Source organism: Sphingobacterium sp. B29, from assembly GCF_001952815.1.
Classification (GTDB): Bacteria; Bacteroidota; Bacteroidia; order Sphingobacteriales; family Sphingobacteriaceae; genus Sphingobacterium; species Sphingobacterium siyangense.
The window spans coordinates 4,071,178-4,085,703 of sequence record NZ_CP019158.1 but is presented as its reverse complement, the minus strand read 5'-3'; the positions used below and the strand labels follow the sequence as shown (position 1 = coordinate 4,085,703).

The following is a 14,526-nucleotide window of genomic DNA, read 5'->3' as shown; positions in this document are numbered from 1 at the left end:
TCCATTCAACCGATATCTTGGCCTTAAATTGTATGTAAGGCTATTTTAATCGTTACTTTGGGGGCAAAATTCAAATAAACAAAAAATCTATAGTTGTAACACAGAAACCGACTCCTAAAATTTATTTAGGACACATGTGGTATGAATTTTTTTAAATCGAAGGTGCTTTCCGTATTCATAAAAAATTTAATCAAAAATTAGTGGTGGTCAGATAGCCCGACGCACGTAATGATTCCAAGATATGGTTTGCCTCAGCTTGATCCATATCATTTGCAAATTTTATGGTTTAAAACCATATTCAAATCGAATAGTGCCTCTGTTTCTAAAAATACCTAAACTATTCCCCTGGTTCCAAAAAACAAACTCAAAATGTTCTTCCTCAACATGAAATTTCTTCGCTTCTTGTAGATCATAAATCTTATGCCTGAATAGAATATCGTTTTTTCTGGCAATACTTATTTGCTCGCGATCTATTGTAATAATTTCTTTTCCAATGAGGTACCACATCAACGTTTTCATTACAAATAAGCCCGCTGCCATCGAGAGCATCAACCAAACTATAAAAAATATTCCCTCGAAGCTTAAACCGCCAGTGGTATCGTAAAAGTTTTCAAGTGTCGGGGCAAAAAAAATAATTGATTGTATCCAACCAACTAGCCATAAACTAAAAATAATGATAATAGGTAAATGCTTTTTTGCCGGGACAATAATGGAATACCCCGTTGGAGTTTCGTAATGGGTTGCAATACCGCTATATGGCCTATCCATATTCAATTTGTTTTATAGGTGTACCAATTCAAATGGTCCAATTTTCGATGGCTAATATGCAATAAAAAAACGAATTTCAATATGATAAGGTTTAGAACAAACAGAATGCTGCGTTCTTTCCCTAAAATCATGCATGAAGATATTATAAATCTAAAATTTTTACATAAATTTAAAGCTTACTTGTATTTATAAGATCTATTTAATCCTTTTTAATGGCAACAATACGGATGACTTCCAGTAATATACTGACGAGCCGAACTATAATCACAATAATCTGTTTTTTTATTTTTAGTCTTAGCAATTCTTTTGCGCAATCAAATGACAATTTTTTAGTGATTGGACAGAGCTATACGATAAACTCTAAAATACTTAATGAAAGCAGAAATTATTCTGTTTATTTACCGGCTTCTTATAAAAACAATGTCGATAAAAAATACATCGTTGCCTACGTTTTAGATGGAGATAGGAGTAAGTTTTTGGAAGTGTCTGGGATTGCACAATCAATGCATTCAGATGCAAATCTTAAGTTGCAAATCCCTGAGCTTATTATTGTTTCAATAGAAAACACCGATAGAACAAAGAATTTTACTCCTACAAATTCATTGAATTATTTGGATAAAGAAGATATTTCTGCATTTAAAAGTAGCGGAAAAGCGGATGATTTCATGCGTTTTATGGAGAATGAATTAATGGTGGAAATAAATAAATCTTTCAGAACCGTTCCACAGAGTATGATTATCGGACATTCATTGGGTGGACTATTTGCGTTACATTGCCTATTGGAAAAACCGCAGCTGTTTAGTTATTACTTACTTATCGACCCCTCTTGGTTTTGGGATCATAATTATATTGGGAAAAGAAGTAAAGAAGTATTGGCGAATCGAGTTGACCTAAAAGCTAGGATATACATTGCATTAGCCAATAATATGCAGGAGGATAAGAGGCATTATCAATGGGGAAATCAATTTTATAAATTACTGAAAGAGAATAAATCTCCAGATCTGAAGGTAGACTTTAGATATTTTGAAGACGAAAAGCATTTAACAGTAACAATTCCTGCTACATATTATGGCCTTCGATATCTCTTCGAGCCATATAATATTGATATAAATGAAGTAACAAAAGACCCCAATATATTGGTAAATTACAGTGCAAAAATAAAAAAGGAACTTTTCTTTGATACTAAACCGGACCAAAGTTTTGTAAATACAATTGGATATGTTGCCCTTTATGATAGGCAACTACCTGATATAGCAATTTCTATTTTTGAGCTGAATACGGAAAATTATCCGCAATCAATCAATGTATGGGATAGCTTAGCCGAGGCCTACACAGTCAGGGGATATATGGATAAAGCAAAAAAGTGTTATGAAAAAATCTTGACACTTTCTCCAACTAATAATATCGCAAAAACTAAACTTGAAGAATTAAACAACAAAATAAAACAGAGAAACTAAATGCTGGACATCGGAAAGCTAAACCAGCATTTTGTACCACTTCGCTCGCAATATATAGTGTATATTGGGCTTAAGTATTAACATTTCCCGATTGAAAAGTAGCAGTTAATAATTCAATTAAAAGATTGGGAATACTATCCACCTACAGTCGGCGCTTTGCCAAATTTCTTCTTAAAGGCGGAAGAAAAATGGGACAGGGTCTCGAAACCAAGATCGAGATAGATAGCTGATGGTTTTTTGTTTTTTCTTTCAATTAAATGCCGTGCTTCATTCAGCCTTTTATCCTGTAACCACTTACGTGGCGGCATCCCGAAGGTTTTCTGAAAATCTCTTTTATATCCTGAAAGGCTTCTTCCGGTGAGTTGTGCAAACTTTTCAATAGGGACATTGAAATGAAAATTGCTCAGCATAAATTTTTCTAGATCCATCTTATAAGGCGCTGCGAAATTAAACAAAAAGTTACGCAGTGCCGGAACAGCTATCAGTATCAACTTGATTCCCTCTTTTACCTTTAAAAGTCCCATCTCGTCAGTCATTTCATGACCAGCGCTTCGCGCATAGGGAATGACCGACTGGAAATAACCTTTGATAAACGCATTATTGGGGAGGCATATGTTCGGAAGGCCAGTGTATTTACCCTGAGCTTCCATTTTTTCCTCTAGCGCTATCTGACGCATCAGATCTTCTTGCAGTGATATGACGATAGTTTCATAGTGACCACTTGGCCCGGGGGTTTTAGTCAAGGTTCCCAGCTGATTTTTGTGAATGAGCAATACTTCCCCGGCAGATATGTTTACATGCTGCTCAGCTGTTTCCAGAACCATCTGGCCCGAGACCTGTAACACCAGGGTATGGTGGTTCCAGACGCATGCTTTCTCTTTCTTCAGAGAAGAAAGGTAAGAATAGAATATCACGCCGGGAAGTATTTCTGCTGGACTTTCCATTTATCTTTGTAAATAAGTGCCACCTTTGATAGTACCTATTGCAAATGTAGTGTTTAAAATATTCATCTCCTCTGGGGTAAATACAATTTCCATCGCAGCAATATTTTCGGGTAGTCTTGATCTGCGGCTCATACTCACCAATGGCATGATATTGTCGCCCTGTTCTTTTACCCATGCAATCGCAAGTTGTGTAGGGGTGACATTTTTACGTTGAGCAATTTCTTTTAATACTTCCACTTTCTCAAGATTATGGATCAGGTTATTGCCCTGAAAACGGGAAAAGTGATTTCGATGGTCATCCGCAGGAATTGGCGCTTGTAGGTTACCGGTTAACAGTCCTTCTGCCGTATTGGCAAATGCCACGACACCGATCCCTAATTCTTTAGCCGCAGGCAACAGCTCATTTTCGATCTGACGGTCAGCTAAAGAATAACCGATTTCCAGTGCACTGATGGGATAAATGCTGTTGGCTTTACGGAGCTGATCGGCGGTTATTTCCGATACGCCGATATGACGTACTTTTCCTTGATCTATCAGGTCGGCAATCGTTCCGATGATGTCTTCTATTGGCACACTGCCATCCATTCTACAGGGTTGATATAAGTCGATAGTTTCAATGCCCAGACGGGTCAATGAATAGTTGACAAAATTCTTGATCGCTACAGGACGGAGATCCAAACCGATCCATTGGCCGTTGTGGAAGATAGCACCAAATTTGACACTGATGAAAGCATCATCCCTTCTTCCCTTAATGGCTTTGCCAATAAGCATTTCGTTGTGGCCTGCACCATAAAAATCTCCCGTATTCAGGAAGTTGATCCCGCTGTCCAAAGCTTGATGGATGGTTGCAATACCTTCAGTTTCATCGGGAGTTGGGCCACCCCATATTGATGACATCCGCATACATCCCAGACCAAGCTTTGAAACGGTGGGGCCGTTTTGACCCAATTGAATTTTAGTGATTTTTGACATTTGATTGATTTAATTTTATTATCCAAAGGTCTTGATTTAATAACCATATTGCTTTCTTCTACGGCTCAATTTACTTGTCTGTATGGTTCATCTGTTCCTGAATTGAATGGTCATTGGTTTTCGAATCCGGACGGCCCATGTTAATCAAGATCACTGGTCAACAAATTGATCGTGTCAAAATTCCATTTAAAACTCTTCGTTTTTTTGCATATTTTCCCATCTATGATTAACACCTTCAAAGTTTTCGGCGCTCGGCGCCATAATATAAAAATTAACTGAACTGTTTGCGAATTTGTAATGGTATGTGTACATGAGCAAATCACATAGACCTCTTAGTGGAGGTAAATTAGTTTGGCCAACTATTTCGACTCTGTTAACCTTCTCATTAAGCAAATACAGTTGATAGAAATCAATAATAACAGTAGGACCAGATGAGGACCAGTATAAATTTGATCGCGACACTGCTACTCCCCATAAGTAGTAAGTACACACACTTGGACACGAATGTCCGGTCTAAGAATGTGTTATTTTGGTAACGCATCCATTTTGGTCTAAGCTGTTTTAGTATATATAGTTACTACATCCCTCACCGAAAGCTTCTGCTGAAATAATATTGGTCCAAATGAGATTGAACAGGAGATTAGTAAAATAGGCATTATAAATCTTAGTCGCTTTGGATTGAAGCTTACTAAATCAAATTGTCCAAATGCTTTAAATGCATATGTCCCCACCTACGCATATCGCGGACGATCGGATAAATGCTTTCGCCGTATTCTGTTAAATAATATTCAACTCGTAAAGGAACTTCATTGAAAACCTTTCGGCTGATAATACCATCAGCCTCCAATTCCCTAAGTTGTTTTGCAATTGTTCGCTCACTTATTGTTGGCAGTGTCTTTTTCATCTCCGTAAAACGGTTTCTATTTTTCCCTATAAGCATAATTAATGTAGTCTTACACTTCCCCTTTATGACCTGCAGAAAAATATCCGACGGGCAAACTGTTTCAATCTTTTCTATTTCTGACATTATTTTATCCCTTGATAATCAATAAACTAAACTTTTGTGCAGTATGTGATTATTTTGTAAGTTATTGCTTTTTAGTGTTTTAATTTTCAAATTTACTCAAAATTATTTTTATGTATAATACATTCAAGGCCTTAATGGTCAGAGAAGATGAAGGAATTTTCAAAAGCAAAGTTGAAGCTGTCCCTTTCGATGAGATGATCGAAAACGATATACTGATTAAAGTAGCGTATTCATCCGTAAATTACAAAGATGCACTCTCTGCTTCGGGAAATAAAGGTATAACGAGAAAATTTCCTCATATACCAGGAATTGACGCAGCAGGAAAGGTAGTTTCTTCTAGATCCAGTCGATTCAATAAGGGAGATAATGTGATTGTAACCGGATATGATCTGGGAATGAATACCTGGGGAGGATTTGGCCAATATATTAGTGTTCCAGCGGAGTGGATCATCCCATTACCGGCGGGACTAACCCCATTGGAAGCCATGTCATTTGGTACGGCAGGTTTGACGGCTGGTATTTCTGTTTATAACTTGATTAAATCAGGTATTACCCCCAACAGCGGAAAAATTGTAGTAAGTGGTGCTACCGGAGGAGTAGGAAGTCTTTCTGCGGCTATTTTGTCAAAGATTGGGTATAATGTCATAGCCATATCCGCGAAGGACACGGATTATTTTCAGCGTACTCTTGGCGTTTCCGAAGTCATATCAAGAGAAGATTTTATTGCAAAATATGACGCGCGTGCCATGTCAAGTACCGATTTTGCGGCAGGTATTGACTGTGTAGGGGGGAAGATCCTATCAGGAATAATAAAATCATTGCATTACAATGGAGTAATAACCTGTTGTGGAAATGTGGCATCTGGAGATCTAAATACAAGCATATATCCATTTATTTTAAGAGGCGTCAAGCTGATCGGAATAGATTCGGTGGAGCAACCATTAGAATTTAAGGAAGAGATTTGGAATTTACTTGCAAAAGATTTCAAACCTGAATTTCTATCAGACATGGTACAGGTAATCTCAATGGATGAATTAACACACGCATTGGATACAATTCTAAAAGGCGGTGCTAAAAGGCGTTTTGTCGTTAAGCAGTAATATTCATATTCGCCCCCATCTTCCTCGTCCTCAGTTGCTGTTGTGCTGTTCGGATTTTTTATAAATGGAATTCACATTATATTCTTTTAATGAGTACTTGGTGGATAACGCAGTTTACCCACCATCTAACCTATTGAGGTGTAGCCATTCAATCGTATAGCTTCCATTACGGGATCCATTTTGGATTCCGCCCACTATTCATCCCGTAGACTGTCGACCGGATTGGCAACTGCCGCCCTAATGGCTTGGATGCTTACTGTTAATTGTGCAATCAAAACCGCTACCAAACCCGCTACTAAAAATACCCACCATTCTATGTTGATGCGGTAGGCAAACCCCTGAAGCCACTGGTGAATTGCCCACCAGGCAAGGGGCGAAGCGATGACCAAGGCAAGCAATACTAATTTGATGAAGTCTTTCGATAGCAGCTCTACAATGCCAGTAACCGATGCCCCAAGCACTTTACGGATACCAATTTCCTTAGTACGCTGCTTAGCAACAAATGTAGCTAAGCCAAATAAGCCAAGACAGGAGATAAAAATAGCGATACCTGTAAAGACCAAAAAAGTTCGCCCCATTTTTTCATCTGTAGTATATTGACGGTTAAACTCTTCATCCAGGAAAAAATATTCATAAGGGCTTTGAGGGAAGAGTTTATGCCATTTCTTTTCTACGAAGGCCGTCGTTGAAGACAGGTTTGCAGTATTTAGTTTCAGGCTGATATAGTTAAACCGCCAGGGAACGACCGCCATGATTAACGGTTCGATGGGCGCTTGGAGGGAGCGGTAGTTAAAATTTTTATACACGCCAATAATCTGTCCCATTGCCTGAAAACCGGTGCTCAGCCGTTTGCCGATAGCTTCTTCTGGGGACGCCCAGCCAAATGCACTTACGGCTTTCTCATTGATCAAAAATGTAGTCTCCGCATCAGTTTGCATTCGTTTATCGAAAGGCCGACCAGCAATCATTTCAATTCCATACGTATTCAAAAAATCGGCATCCACAAACAGGTAATACATCGATTGGCTTTTGTCATCCGCTTCGCCCAATAAGGAAGCGCTATAATTAGCTACAGCTTTTCCGGGTATGCTGGAGGAAGCGGCAACGTTGACCACCGAAGAATGGCCGCCGAATTCATCCTTGAGCTGCTCCAGCCGGTCAGCAATCGAAACACCACCCTTTATGGGCAGAATCAGTGTCTGCTCCTTGTCAAAGCCAAGCCGCTGATCTTTCATATAGTTCAACTGTTTGTATACGGTAAGCGTGCCCACAATAAGGATTATTGAGATGGTGAACTGAGACACAACCAATATTTGTCGCAGCAAGGTGCCTTTATTGCCCATATCTATTTTGCCTTTCAGTACCGTCACCGGCCGAAAAGACGATAAAAACAATGCCGGATAGATGGCCGCAAAGATCCCAACCAGCAAGGTAAGTCCCAGCAATACCCCTGTGAATTGAAAGGTGAAAATCTGGCCCAGGTGATAGACCTGACCGGACAGGTGTTCAAATAAGGGTTTAATCGCCATGACAAGTAACAAGGCGGAAATAAGCGCGAATAGAGTAAGTAATATCGATTCGCCCAAAAACTGATTAAATATGCTGGTTTTAGCCGCGCCCACCGCTTTGCGGACCCCGATTTCCTTGGCTCGGTTGGACGATTGTGCTGTTGTAAGGTTGATATAGTTCAGGGAGGCAATTAGTATGATCAGCACGGCGACCACGATAAATATATACACATTCGCCGCGTTTCCCGGTACTTCGGCTTCATTACTTAAATCCGAATGGAGGTGAATGCTTTTTATGGGTTGAAGAAAGTAGCGATAAGTAGTTCCCCATCCTTTTATCACATCTCCAACATAACGATTGGCAGCCGTTTCGATTTCTTTTGCAAAATCGGAAATATTGGTGTTCGGGGTAACCTTGATATAGGTGTAGTACATGGTTGAATGCCAGTTCTGGATATCCTCATTAAACCAGCTTTCCTTTTCAACCGTTGCAAGCGAGGTAATGAGGTTAAACTTCATGTGGCTGTTATCTGCTAAATGTTTCATGACCCCCGTAACCTCAAACGGTTCATCATTGACAAGCACGGTTTTTCCGATAGGATCTTCCGCCCCAAAGTATTTTTTTGCCGTTTCTTCAGCAATGAGTAACGTGTTTGGCCGGTTTAAGGCAGTTTCCATAGTTCCCTTGCTTAATGGAATGGTAAAAACATCAAATATCGAGGGGTCGACCAGGAAGAAGTTATCTTCGTAGAAAGCATTTTTTTTGCCGTATTTTATCAGCTTATTATTCTGCCGCCATAATCGGACAGCCGCGTCCACTTGGGGAAAATCCTTTTTGAGTGCAGGAGCGAGCGGCCCGCAGGTAGTGGCAAAAATCCGGTTGGTTTTACTGCTCTGGATATCCACGGCAATCCTGTAGATCCGATCGGACTCGGTATGATAATCATCGTAACTTAATTCATTCCGAATATAGAAAGAAATGATCAGGCAGGCCGCTATGCCAATGGCTAATCCGGCTACATTCAAAAATGTATAACCCTTGTTTCTTTTCATATTGCGCAACGCGATTTTTAGGTAGTTTTTTATCATGGTTTTTTGCTTTTAATCCGCCAGCCTCCAAATAAAAATAAGATTGAAAGACCTAATGATTTTCAGATAGGTCTAAAGAAGGCTTCATTCAACGGTTAGACGGTTCCAATAAGGTTGCCAATTGTATAAGTGTCTTATATTCATGTTTTTATTGGTTTTTTATTGCGATAAGTGTTCGTATTTGAACACCCGTTGTTCGTATTCGGACAGCGGATGGGTTTCGGGTAGAATGAATATTTTTGATTATATACATTTTCTTGCTCAAAAGATATATATCAATCGGAATACACTACCTATTATTTAGTTAAACGTGCTATTAATTCAATTTCCAATTTTGCTTCAACCATGTACAATCTTGAAAGCGGATAAATCAGTCAGTTACTGCCCTAATAATATCTGCAATGCTTTTTTACCGCTTTCATTGGCAGGATTAATTTCCAATGATCGGCGATACATCATAATCGCTTCTTCTTTTTTACCTGTTTTCATCAGCGCTTCAGCATAACTGTCAAAAACGTTGAAACTGCGGGGAAAAAGCATGGTATTTGTCCTCAAAACATCAAGAGCTAGCAGCAATTGTCCGTTACGCATGAGCTCAATTCCTAAAAAATTCAATTCCCCTTCATTCAAGGAGAAACGTGAATCTGTTTGGTGCTGGCCTAACATAGCTGCTGCATAGTCAGCTCCCCGTGATACCAAAGCGCGGACATACAGCCTTGCAAGCGAACGTGGTCTAGTAAATTTTTTTCCGCTGAGTATGATATAGAGTTCGGGTGCGATAGGAGGGTTTTGGGCATTGTCCGTTACAAAGATAAACTGTTTTTTATCTAAGTTTCTTAGCATAAAAGTATTCATTCCTGGTATACCGCCACTGTGCCAAACCACTTTTCCTCCACTGGTATCTTTGAAAATAAACCACCCGAGGCCATAAGCGGCCTGGTCTATGCCTGATCGGCGATAAGGGATGCTGCCATCGTTCAACCGGTTTGGGGTGAACATCTGCTCCATACTTCGTTCGCCAATCAATTTCCCTTTATAAAGTGCTTGGTCAAATGCCAGCATATCATGCACCGTACTGGCCATATTGCCAGGGCCCTGAAAACCTACCCAATTAAAGGTGAACCTTTTCAACTGCTTTACCAATTCGATGGGACGGAGGGTATCTACATAGTGTATGGGTCTATCATATTTGCGGGCATAACGTGGGTCGTAATCGAAGTCTGCGTTCAGGATTTCAGAATTTAACATTTTCGCTGGTCTAAATATGAATTGCTCCATATAATTTCGAAAGGAAAATCCACTTTTACGTTCTATAAGTAATGCTAAAATACTATAATTGGTGTTACTGTATTCAAATTTGTCGCCCGCATTAAAATGCAGGGATTTGCCAAAGGATTTCAAGGCAGGAATGATATCCTTATTTGTGTACTGACGTAATGAATCTTTTTGGAGTAGTGGACCAAATAGTTCATCGGTATTAGGTAGGCCTGAGGTATGCGCTAATAGATGGCGTACTGTAATTTCGGGATAAGGAAAAGCCTTGAGATATTGGGCAACTTTCCCGTCGAGCGATAGTTTGCCTTTTTCTATAAGTTGGAAGACTCCGACCGCTGTTACCGGTTTTGAAACAGAGGCCAGAACAAAACGAGTATTTAGCTCATTGGTTTTACCAGCTGCAGCATCGGAAATGCCATAAGCTTTTTCATATAGTATCTTTCCATCCCCGGCGATCAGGACATTGCCATTGATGTTATGATCGGCATCGAGATTATCTAAAAAAGTGTCGATTTGCATGACAATATTCTGCATTTGAGCCTTTGAATATCCACTGATAATCGAGCCCAGGATCAATAAACTAGCGATGCGTACAAAATTTTTCATTTTAGTCGTTTTTTATTAGACGCAGTAAGTTGGTTAATGTTGCACTGTATACCAAACCTATTCTTAAGCATCCTATTTTGTCGCTATTTTCTATAGATATTTTAAAATCTATGCACATAAATTTTAGAGCCCAAGCGTACATCTAGCCAATATGGCCTACCTCGTTAACCCCCCAAAGGAGGCCTTTTTGTTTAATATTGTAAAATGATACCGCTAGAAATCTTTTGCCGCAATCGGGTAATGTACGCTCAAATTACCGTGCATGATAAAAGCATGGGCATGACAGATTATCATCTTTACAACAAAAATGGTCTTGCTTTTTATGTTTTCAGGAAATCTTCGCTTTGATACCGATGTGCCAGAGTTGTTTTATCATCATGGAAAACGCCAGGTAGTGGAAGTTCGGGCCAAGAAGTACAGCCTTTGGCATATTTATCTCAATAATGCTTATGTAGGAAGTATTCAGTATGACACCTTCACTAAGCAGTTCAATTACCACCTTGATGATAATTGCTTATTGACCGATGATCACGTGCAAAAGTATATAGTCCTGATACAACGTGGGGAATTAAAGTGGATAAAGGACGATATTCGATGAAAAAGGATATAAAAGGAGTAAAAAAACCTTGAGTCTGGGAGGATCTCAAGGCTTCCTAATTACTACCTATTTTTGAAAAGTATTATTAATACAATATCGAATCCTGTTTGGTTTTAAAAAAATTATTTCTAGCTGTTGAGCACGGAGTATTAGCTGTCAAAAAGTATTCTGTTACCGTATTTCTAACTATAGTTATCATAGGCACCACTGTCTTTAGCGATATAGGAGCGAACTATGTCGATTTCTTTGGCGGTCGCTCTAGAGAAAACAATGGCGGAAATATTTTAGCCATCACATTTATTTCAATTGAAATTTGGTAAGTTTAGAGCCAATACTATAGTAAAAGATGCACCAGTTATTTCTTTGTCAATTTAAAGGAGAAGAGTATTTATCAATCAGTACCTTTGAAGAGGTAATGGCTATTGTGGAACGTTATAAACCAGAAAACTGGAACGAATTTGAAAAGTACCTGCGACGTGATGATCCTCCTGGCTATAATGAGTATTTTGCTGAATTGTATGATGGAAGGTTGCCCTTCAATAATAGAAATTTAAAAATATTAACAATAGATCGTTATAAGGGTAAAGCTCTTGAAACTGTTTTGTTTGAACAATTACAGCATTTTAAGATTCAGAAAATTAGCTTTTCAGAATCCCTATTGGATATTGAGCTGCCTAAGAATGTACTGGAGGTAAGACAACTCTATTGCAATGGGAAATCGACAAAGGGAACCATCGATTTAAGTAAATTTGCGAGGCTTGAAGAAGTCCATATTTTGGATTTTAATAAGAGTATTAAATTCGAAAATCACAGTAATTCGGTAAAGCATATTACATTATGGTATTTCAACCCTACAAGCAGATCCTTTAAATCGATTGTGGATGCTTTTCCCAATGTGGAAGAAATATTGGTCCACCATACTAATGTGCAAAATTTGGAAGGTATCGAGAAGCTCAAAAATCTAAGAACATTTCGTATCGACTACGGCAGAAACTTACAATCTGTCAAGGACGTAAACGAATGTGAGCACATCGAAATGGTTATTTTCAATAATTGTAGAAAAATAGATGATTTCGAGCAGATAGAAAAGAGTCCAGGTCGGACTGTCCTGCGTACAAGATTTCCAGGGTAATTTTTAAAAAAATAAGTAATATGTTAGATACAATTTGGGTTTTTCATGGAGAGGGGGGGCGGTTTTCAAGTGGAGTTTTTACTTCAATTGAAAAGGCGGAAATATGGATAGATAAACATAAGTTATCAGGAGTTTTAACAGCATATCCAATTGATGAAGGCGTATACGACTGGGCATTATTTAATGATTTTTTCAGTGTGAAAAAACAAGCTCAAATGGAACCCAATTTTATCCAACAATTTACTTCCGCAAGTCAAGAGCATTATCATTATGAAAATGGAACTAGGGATGATTGATCTTCGAATACTATTTCCAGTAACCGTTAAGGTATTTGCCAATCTGATTTCTGTTGCTTAAATCGGTTAATTGCAAGCTATTCCAGTCCGCTAAAACCATTTCGTATTCTTCTCCTAAGCTATTTGATGCGTCTTTAATCAATTTGAATTGTTCTCGTGAAATTTCCGTTCGAGAAGCTGTCGTGTTGATCGAAAGTCAAATATGTTTTAAAAATTCCTTTTATTAAATTAAACCGTGCTTTTCTGCATATTCTTTGAGCCTTGCTATTTGATGTCGATTATAATTTTCTTTTGATATTTTCCTGTATTCGACTCTGGCTTTATCCAGGAGCTTTAGCTCTGCGAAAAACGTCATTTTAGCGGCGGTGTGCAGTAAGGTTTCAGAAGCTTCGAGTTCGTTGATAAGCTTTTGTACTGTGTTTAATTTTTCAAAGAATGGTAAAATAAAGCTTGAAATATTGTATTTCATTTCGGTAATTAGTTCTTCAATATCTGTCATCGGTGTTATATTATACCAAATATCGCGTAGGCCTCTCATGCCGCTAATTCTTTCTCTTATCATACACTCAGGTTCGGAAGGATATGCCGGTACATCTTTGTTATGATAGTTAAAGCATGCTAACCAATACTCAGGTGAAAATATTCCAACGTTTATAGTGAAACGGATATCGTCTTTAGTGCTATAATAACTTTTTTGAATATTTATGATGTGACCGATTTTCTCAAGCTGCAAATAAAAATTGTTGGCCTTCTTTTTAAAACCAAGTGGTTTTAAGATTTCAATAAAGCTTTCTTTTATGATTCTGTCAAATTTTTCCTGGGTTTCTGTTTTCATATATGACTGTGGTACTTTATTATACTGAATATGTTTCGGGCTAAAATCTTTATTTTACTCAACGGTATATTCCCAATAATGGTTTGTCTTGTCATTCCAGAGAAAACCCTCAAACAAATGGCTGGCGATAAACTTATCCATTTTTTTATGATCTGTTGCGATGAGAAAGAAAGAAGCTATCCCATTCAATGTTAAACAGAATTTCTTTATCAGCCGAATATAGGTAATAATCTTTATGCATATGATGAGAATAGCCCTAATAGTCATAGATCCTGTTTGCCTAATCAACTACACATGCTTCTATCCACATAAGTTTTGTTGCCGTTGGAGTTGATGTAATAACAACCTCCACGAGGGCCACGGATGTAATTTCTCGAAGAAGAACTACTTTTAGAAGAATTTGTTCTGCGCGGCGAAGGGGAGGAGCTCGTACTTTTAAATTGATTGATTTTTGATGATGTAGATTTGTCTTTTACATATTCCCAGGTTCCGTCGCTTTTTAATAATACTGTTTTTCCATCCGTCGTTGTTGCATACTTGTTTTGTGCGATTACAGGAAACGAGATTGTATACAGTAAAATAATAAACAGTATTTTTTTCATCATAGCTTTAAGGTATTATATCTAACGAATTTTCAAACCGAGCACCTTTTAATAAATGGCTATTGTAAATTAAATCATTACCATATTTAAATGGCATCTTATTGAGCTCCAGCCCGAAAAGATACTTCGTAAATAAGTTAACATTGTCAATTTACAGTTTTTCCTCCACTAACTAAAAAATTACACTATCTAAAGAAGTGAAATAGCATTTCGGAATTGAATTATATTAGGAGAATATTTAAACAACATTTTCTAATAAATTAACAACAATTATCTCAACTAATCTAACGATCTTTAAAATAGATGAATGCCCAAAG

The 14,526-nt window shown here is 38.1% G+C and carries 13 protein-coding genes; 5 read left to right on the top strand and 8 right to left on the bottom strand.

Annotated features, from left to right (window positions below; translation table 11 throughout):
• Nucleotides 1-279 precede the first annotated feature (279 nt).
• Nucleotides 280-768: a hypothetical protein gene (locus tag BV902_RS17480; protein WP_075993036.1), complete on the bottom strand. Its 489-nt coding sequence runs from the start codon at nucleotides 766-768 to the stop codon at nucleotides 280-282.
• Nucleotides 769-980: 212 nt separating this feature from the next.
• Between BV902_RS17480 and BV902_RS17475 the strand changes: the two genes are divergently transcribed.
• Nucleotides 981-2,225 (top strand): alpha/beta hydrolase-fold protein, encoded by a 1,245-nt coding sequence (locus BV902_RS17475; protein WP_075993035.1) that lies wholly within the window; start codon nucleotides 981-983, stop codon nucleotides 2,223-2,225.
• A gap of 134 nt (nucleotides 2,226-2,359) precedes the next feature.
• On the opposite strand, the gene BV902_RS17470 is transcribed toward BV902_RS17475, so the two are convergent.
• The 3 genes from BV902_RS17470 to BV902_RS17460 form a co-directional block, all read right to left on the bottom strand.
• On the bottom strand, nucleotides 2,360-3,169 hold the full coding sequence (locus BV902_RS17470) for a helix-turn-helix domain-containing protein (RefSeq protein ID WP_075993034.1): 810 nt from the start codon (nucleotides 3,167-3,169) through the stop codon (nucleotides 2,360-2,362).
• On the bottom strand, nucleotides 3,170-4,141 hold the full coding sequence (locus BV902_RS17465) for an aldo/keto reductase (RefSeq protein WP_075993033.1): 972 nt from the start codon (nucleotides 4,139-4,141) through the stop codon (nucleotides 3,170-3,172).
• A 688-nt stretch (nucleotides 4,142-4,829) separates the two neighbouring features.
• On the bottom strand, nucleotides 4,830-5,168 hold the full coding sequence (locus tag BV902_RS17460) for a winged helix-turn-helix transcriptional regulator (RefSeq protein WP_075993032.1): 339 nt from the start codon (nucleotides 5,166-5,168) through the stop codon (nucleotides 4,830-4,832).
• Between the two features lie 110 nt (nucleotides 5,169-5,278).
• Between BV902_RS17460 and BV902_RS17455 the strand changes: the two genes are divergently transcribed.
• Complete coding sequence (locus tag BV902_RS17455) at nucleotides 5,279-6,268, top strand: YhdH/YhfP family quinone oxidoreductase (protein ID WP_075993031.1); 990 nt, start codon at nucleotides 5,279-5,281, stop codon at nucleotides 6,266-6,268.
• Between the two features lie 194 nt (nucleotides 6,269-6,462).
• Here the strand turns inward: BV902_RS17455 and BV902_RS17450 are convergent, their stop codons facing one another.
• Nucleotides 6,463-8,829: an ABC transporter permease gene (locus BV902_RS17450; protein ID WP_172840704.1), complete on the bottom strand. Its 2,367-nt coding sequence runs from the start codon at nucleotides 8,827-8,829 to the stop codon at nucleotides 6,463-6,465.
• 414 nt (nucleotides 8,830-9,243) lie between these two features.
• A complete protein-coding gene (locus tag BV902_RS17445) occupies nucleotides 9,244-10,746 on the bottom strand; it encodes a serine hydrolase (protein WP_075993029.1) in 1,503 nt (500 codons plus the stop codon).
• Nucleotides 10,747-11,068: 322 nt separating this feature from the next.
• On the opposite strand from BV902_RS17445, the gene BV902_RS17440 reads away from it, so the two are divergent.
• The 3 genes from BV902_RS17440 (at nucleotide 11,069) to BV902_RS17425 (ending at nucleotide 12,772) form a co-directional block, all read left to right on the top strand.
• Nucleotides 11,069-11,344 (top strand): hypothetical protein, encoded by a 276-nt coding sequence (locus BV902_RS17440; RefSeq protein WP_157626125.1) that lies wholly within the window; start codon nucleotides 11,069-11,071, stop codon nucleotides 11,342-11,344.
• Between the two features lie 346 nt (nucleotides 11,345-11,690).
• A complete protein-coding gene (locus BV902_RS17430) occupies nucleotides 11,691-12,476 on the top strand; it encodes a hypothetical protein (RefSeq protein WP_075993026.1) in 786 nt (261 codons plus the stop codon).
• 20 nt (nucleotides 12,477-12,496) lie between these two features.
• Nucleotides 12,497-12,772: a DUF7710 domain-containing protein gene (locus tag BV902_RS17425; RefSeq protein WP_075993025.1), complete on the top strand. Its 276-nt coding sequence runs from the start codon at nucleotides 12,497-12,499 to the stop codon at nucleotides 12,770-12,772.
• 223 nt (nucleotides 12,773-12,995) lie between these two features.
• Here BV902_RS17425 and BV902_RS17420 read toward each other — a convergent pair whose 3' ends face one another.
• The gene (locus BV902_RS17420) at nucleotides 12,996-13,607 is read right to left on the bottom strand and encodes a DUF4304 domain-containing protein (RefSeq protein ID WP_075993024.1); all 612 of its coding nucleotides are present in this window, start codon (nucleotides 13,605-13,607) and stop codon (nucleotides 12,996-12,998) included.
• A gap of 284 nt (nucleotides 13,608-13,891) precedes the next feature.
• Nucleotides 13,892-14,212, bottom strand: a complete 321-nt coding sequence (locus tag BV902_RS17410; RefSeq protein WP_157626124.1) for a DUF3157 family protein — start codon at nucleotides 14,210-14,212, stop codon at nucleotides 13,892-13,894.
• Between the last annotated feature and the right edge of the window lie 314 nt (nucleotides 14,213-14,526).

Coding starts and splice junctions, on each gene's coding strand:
- BV902_RS17465 (WP_075993033.1), bottom strand. CDS start 4,141: ATGTCAAAAATCACTAAAATTCAATTGGGTCAAAACGGCCCCACCGTT.
- BV902_RS17455 (WP_075993031.1), top strand. CDS start 5,279: ATGTATAATACATTCAAGGCCTTAATGGTCAGAGAAGATGAAGGAATT.
- BV902_RS17425 (WP_075993025.1), top strand. CDS start 12,497: ATGTTAGATACAATTTGGGTTTTTCATGGAGAGGGGGGGCGGTTTTCA.
- BV902_RS17430 (WP_075993026.1), top strand. CDS start 11,691: ATGCACCAGTTATTTCTTTGTCAATTTAAAGGAGAAGAGTATTTATCA.
- BV902_RS17420 (WP_075993024.1), bottom strand. CDS start 13,607: ATGAAAACAGAAACCCAGGAAAAATTTGACAGAATCATAAAAGAAAGC.
- BV902_RS17460 (WP_075993032.1), bottom strand. CDS start 5,168: ATGTCAGAAATAGAAAAGATTGAAACAGTTTGCCCGTCGGATATTTTT.
- BV902_RS17475 (WP_075993035.1), top strand. CDS start 981: ATGGCAACAATACGGATGACTTCCAGTAATATACTGACGAGCCGAACT.
- BV902_RS17410 (WP_157626124.1), bottom strand. CDS start 14,212: ATGATGAAAAAAATACTGTTTATTATTTTACTGTATACAATCTCGTTT.
- BV902_RS17440 (WP_157626125.1), top strand. CDS start 11,069: ATGTTTTCAGGAAATCTTCGCTTTGATACCGATGTGCCAGAGTTGTTT.
- BV902_RS17445 (WP_075993029.1), bottom strand. CDS start 10,746: ATGAAAAATTTTGTACGCATCGCTAGTTTATTGATCCTGGGCTCGATT.
- BV902_RS17470 (WP_075993034.1), bottom strand. CDS start 3,169: ATGGAAAGTCCAGCAGAAATACTTCCCGGCGTGATATTCTATTCTTAC.
- BV902_RS17480 (WP_075993036.1), bottom strand. CDS start 768: ATGGATAGGCCATATAGCGGTATTGCAACCCATTACGAAACTCCAACG.
- BV902_RS17450 (WP_172840704.1), bottom strand. CDS start 8,829: ATGAAAAGAAACAAGGGTTATACATTTTTGAATGTAGCCGGATTAGCC.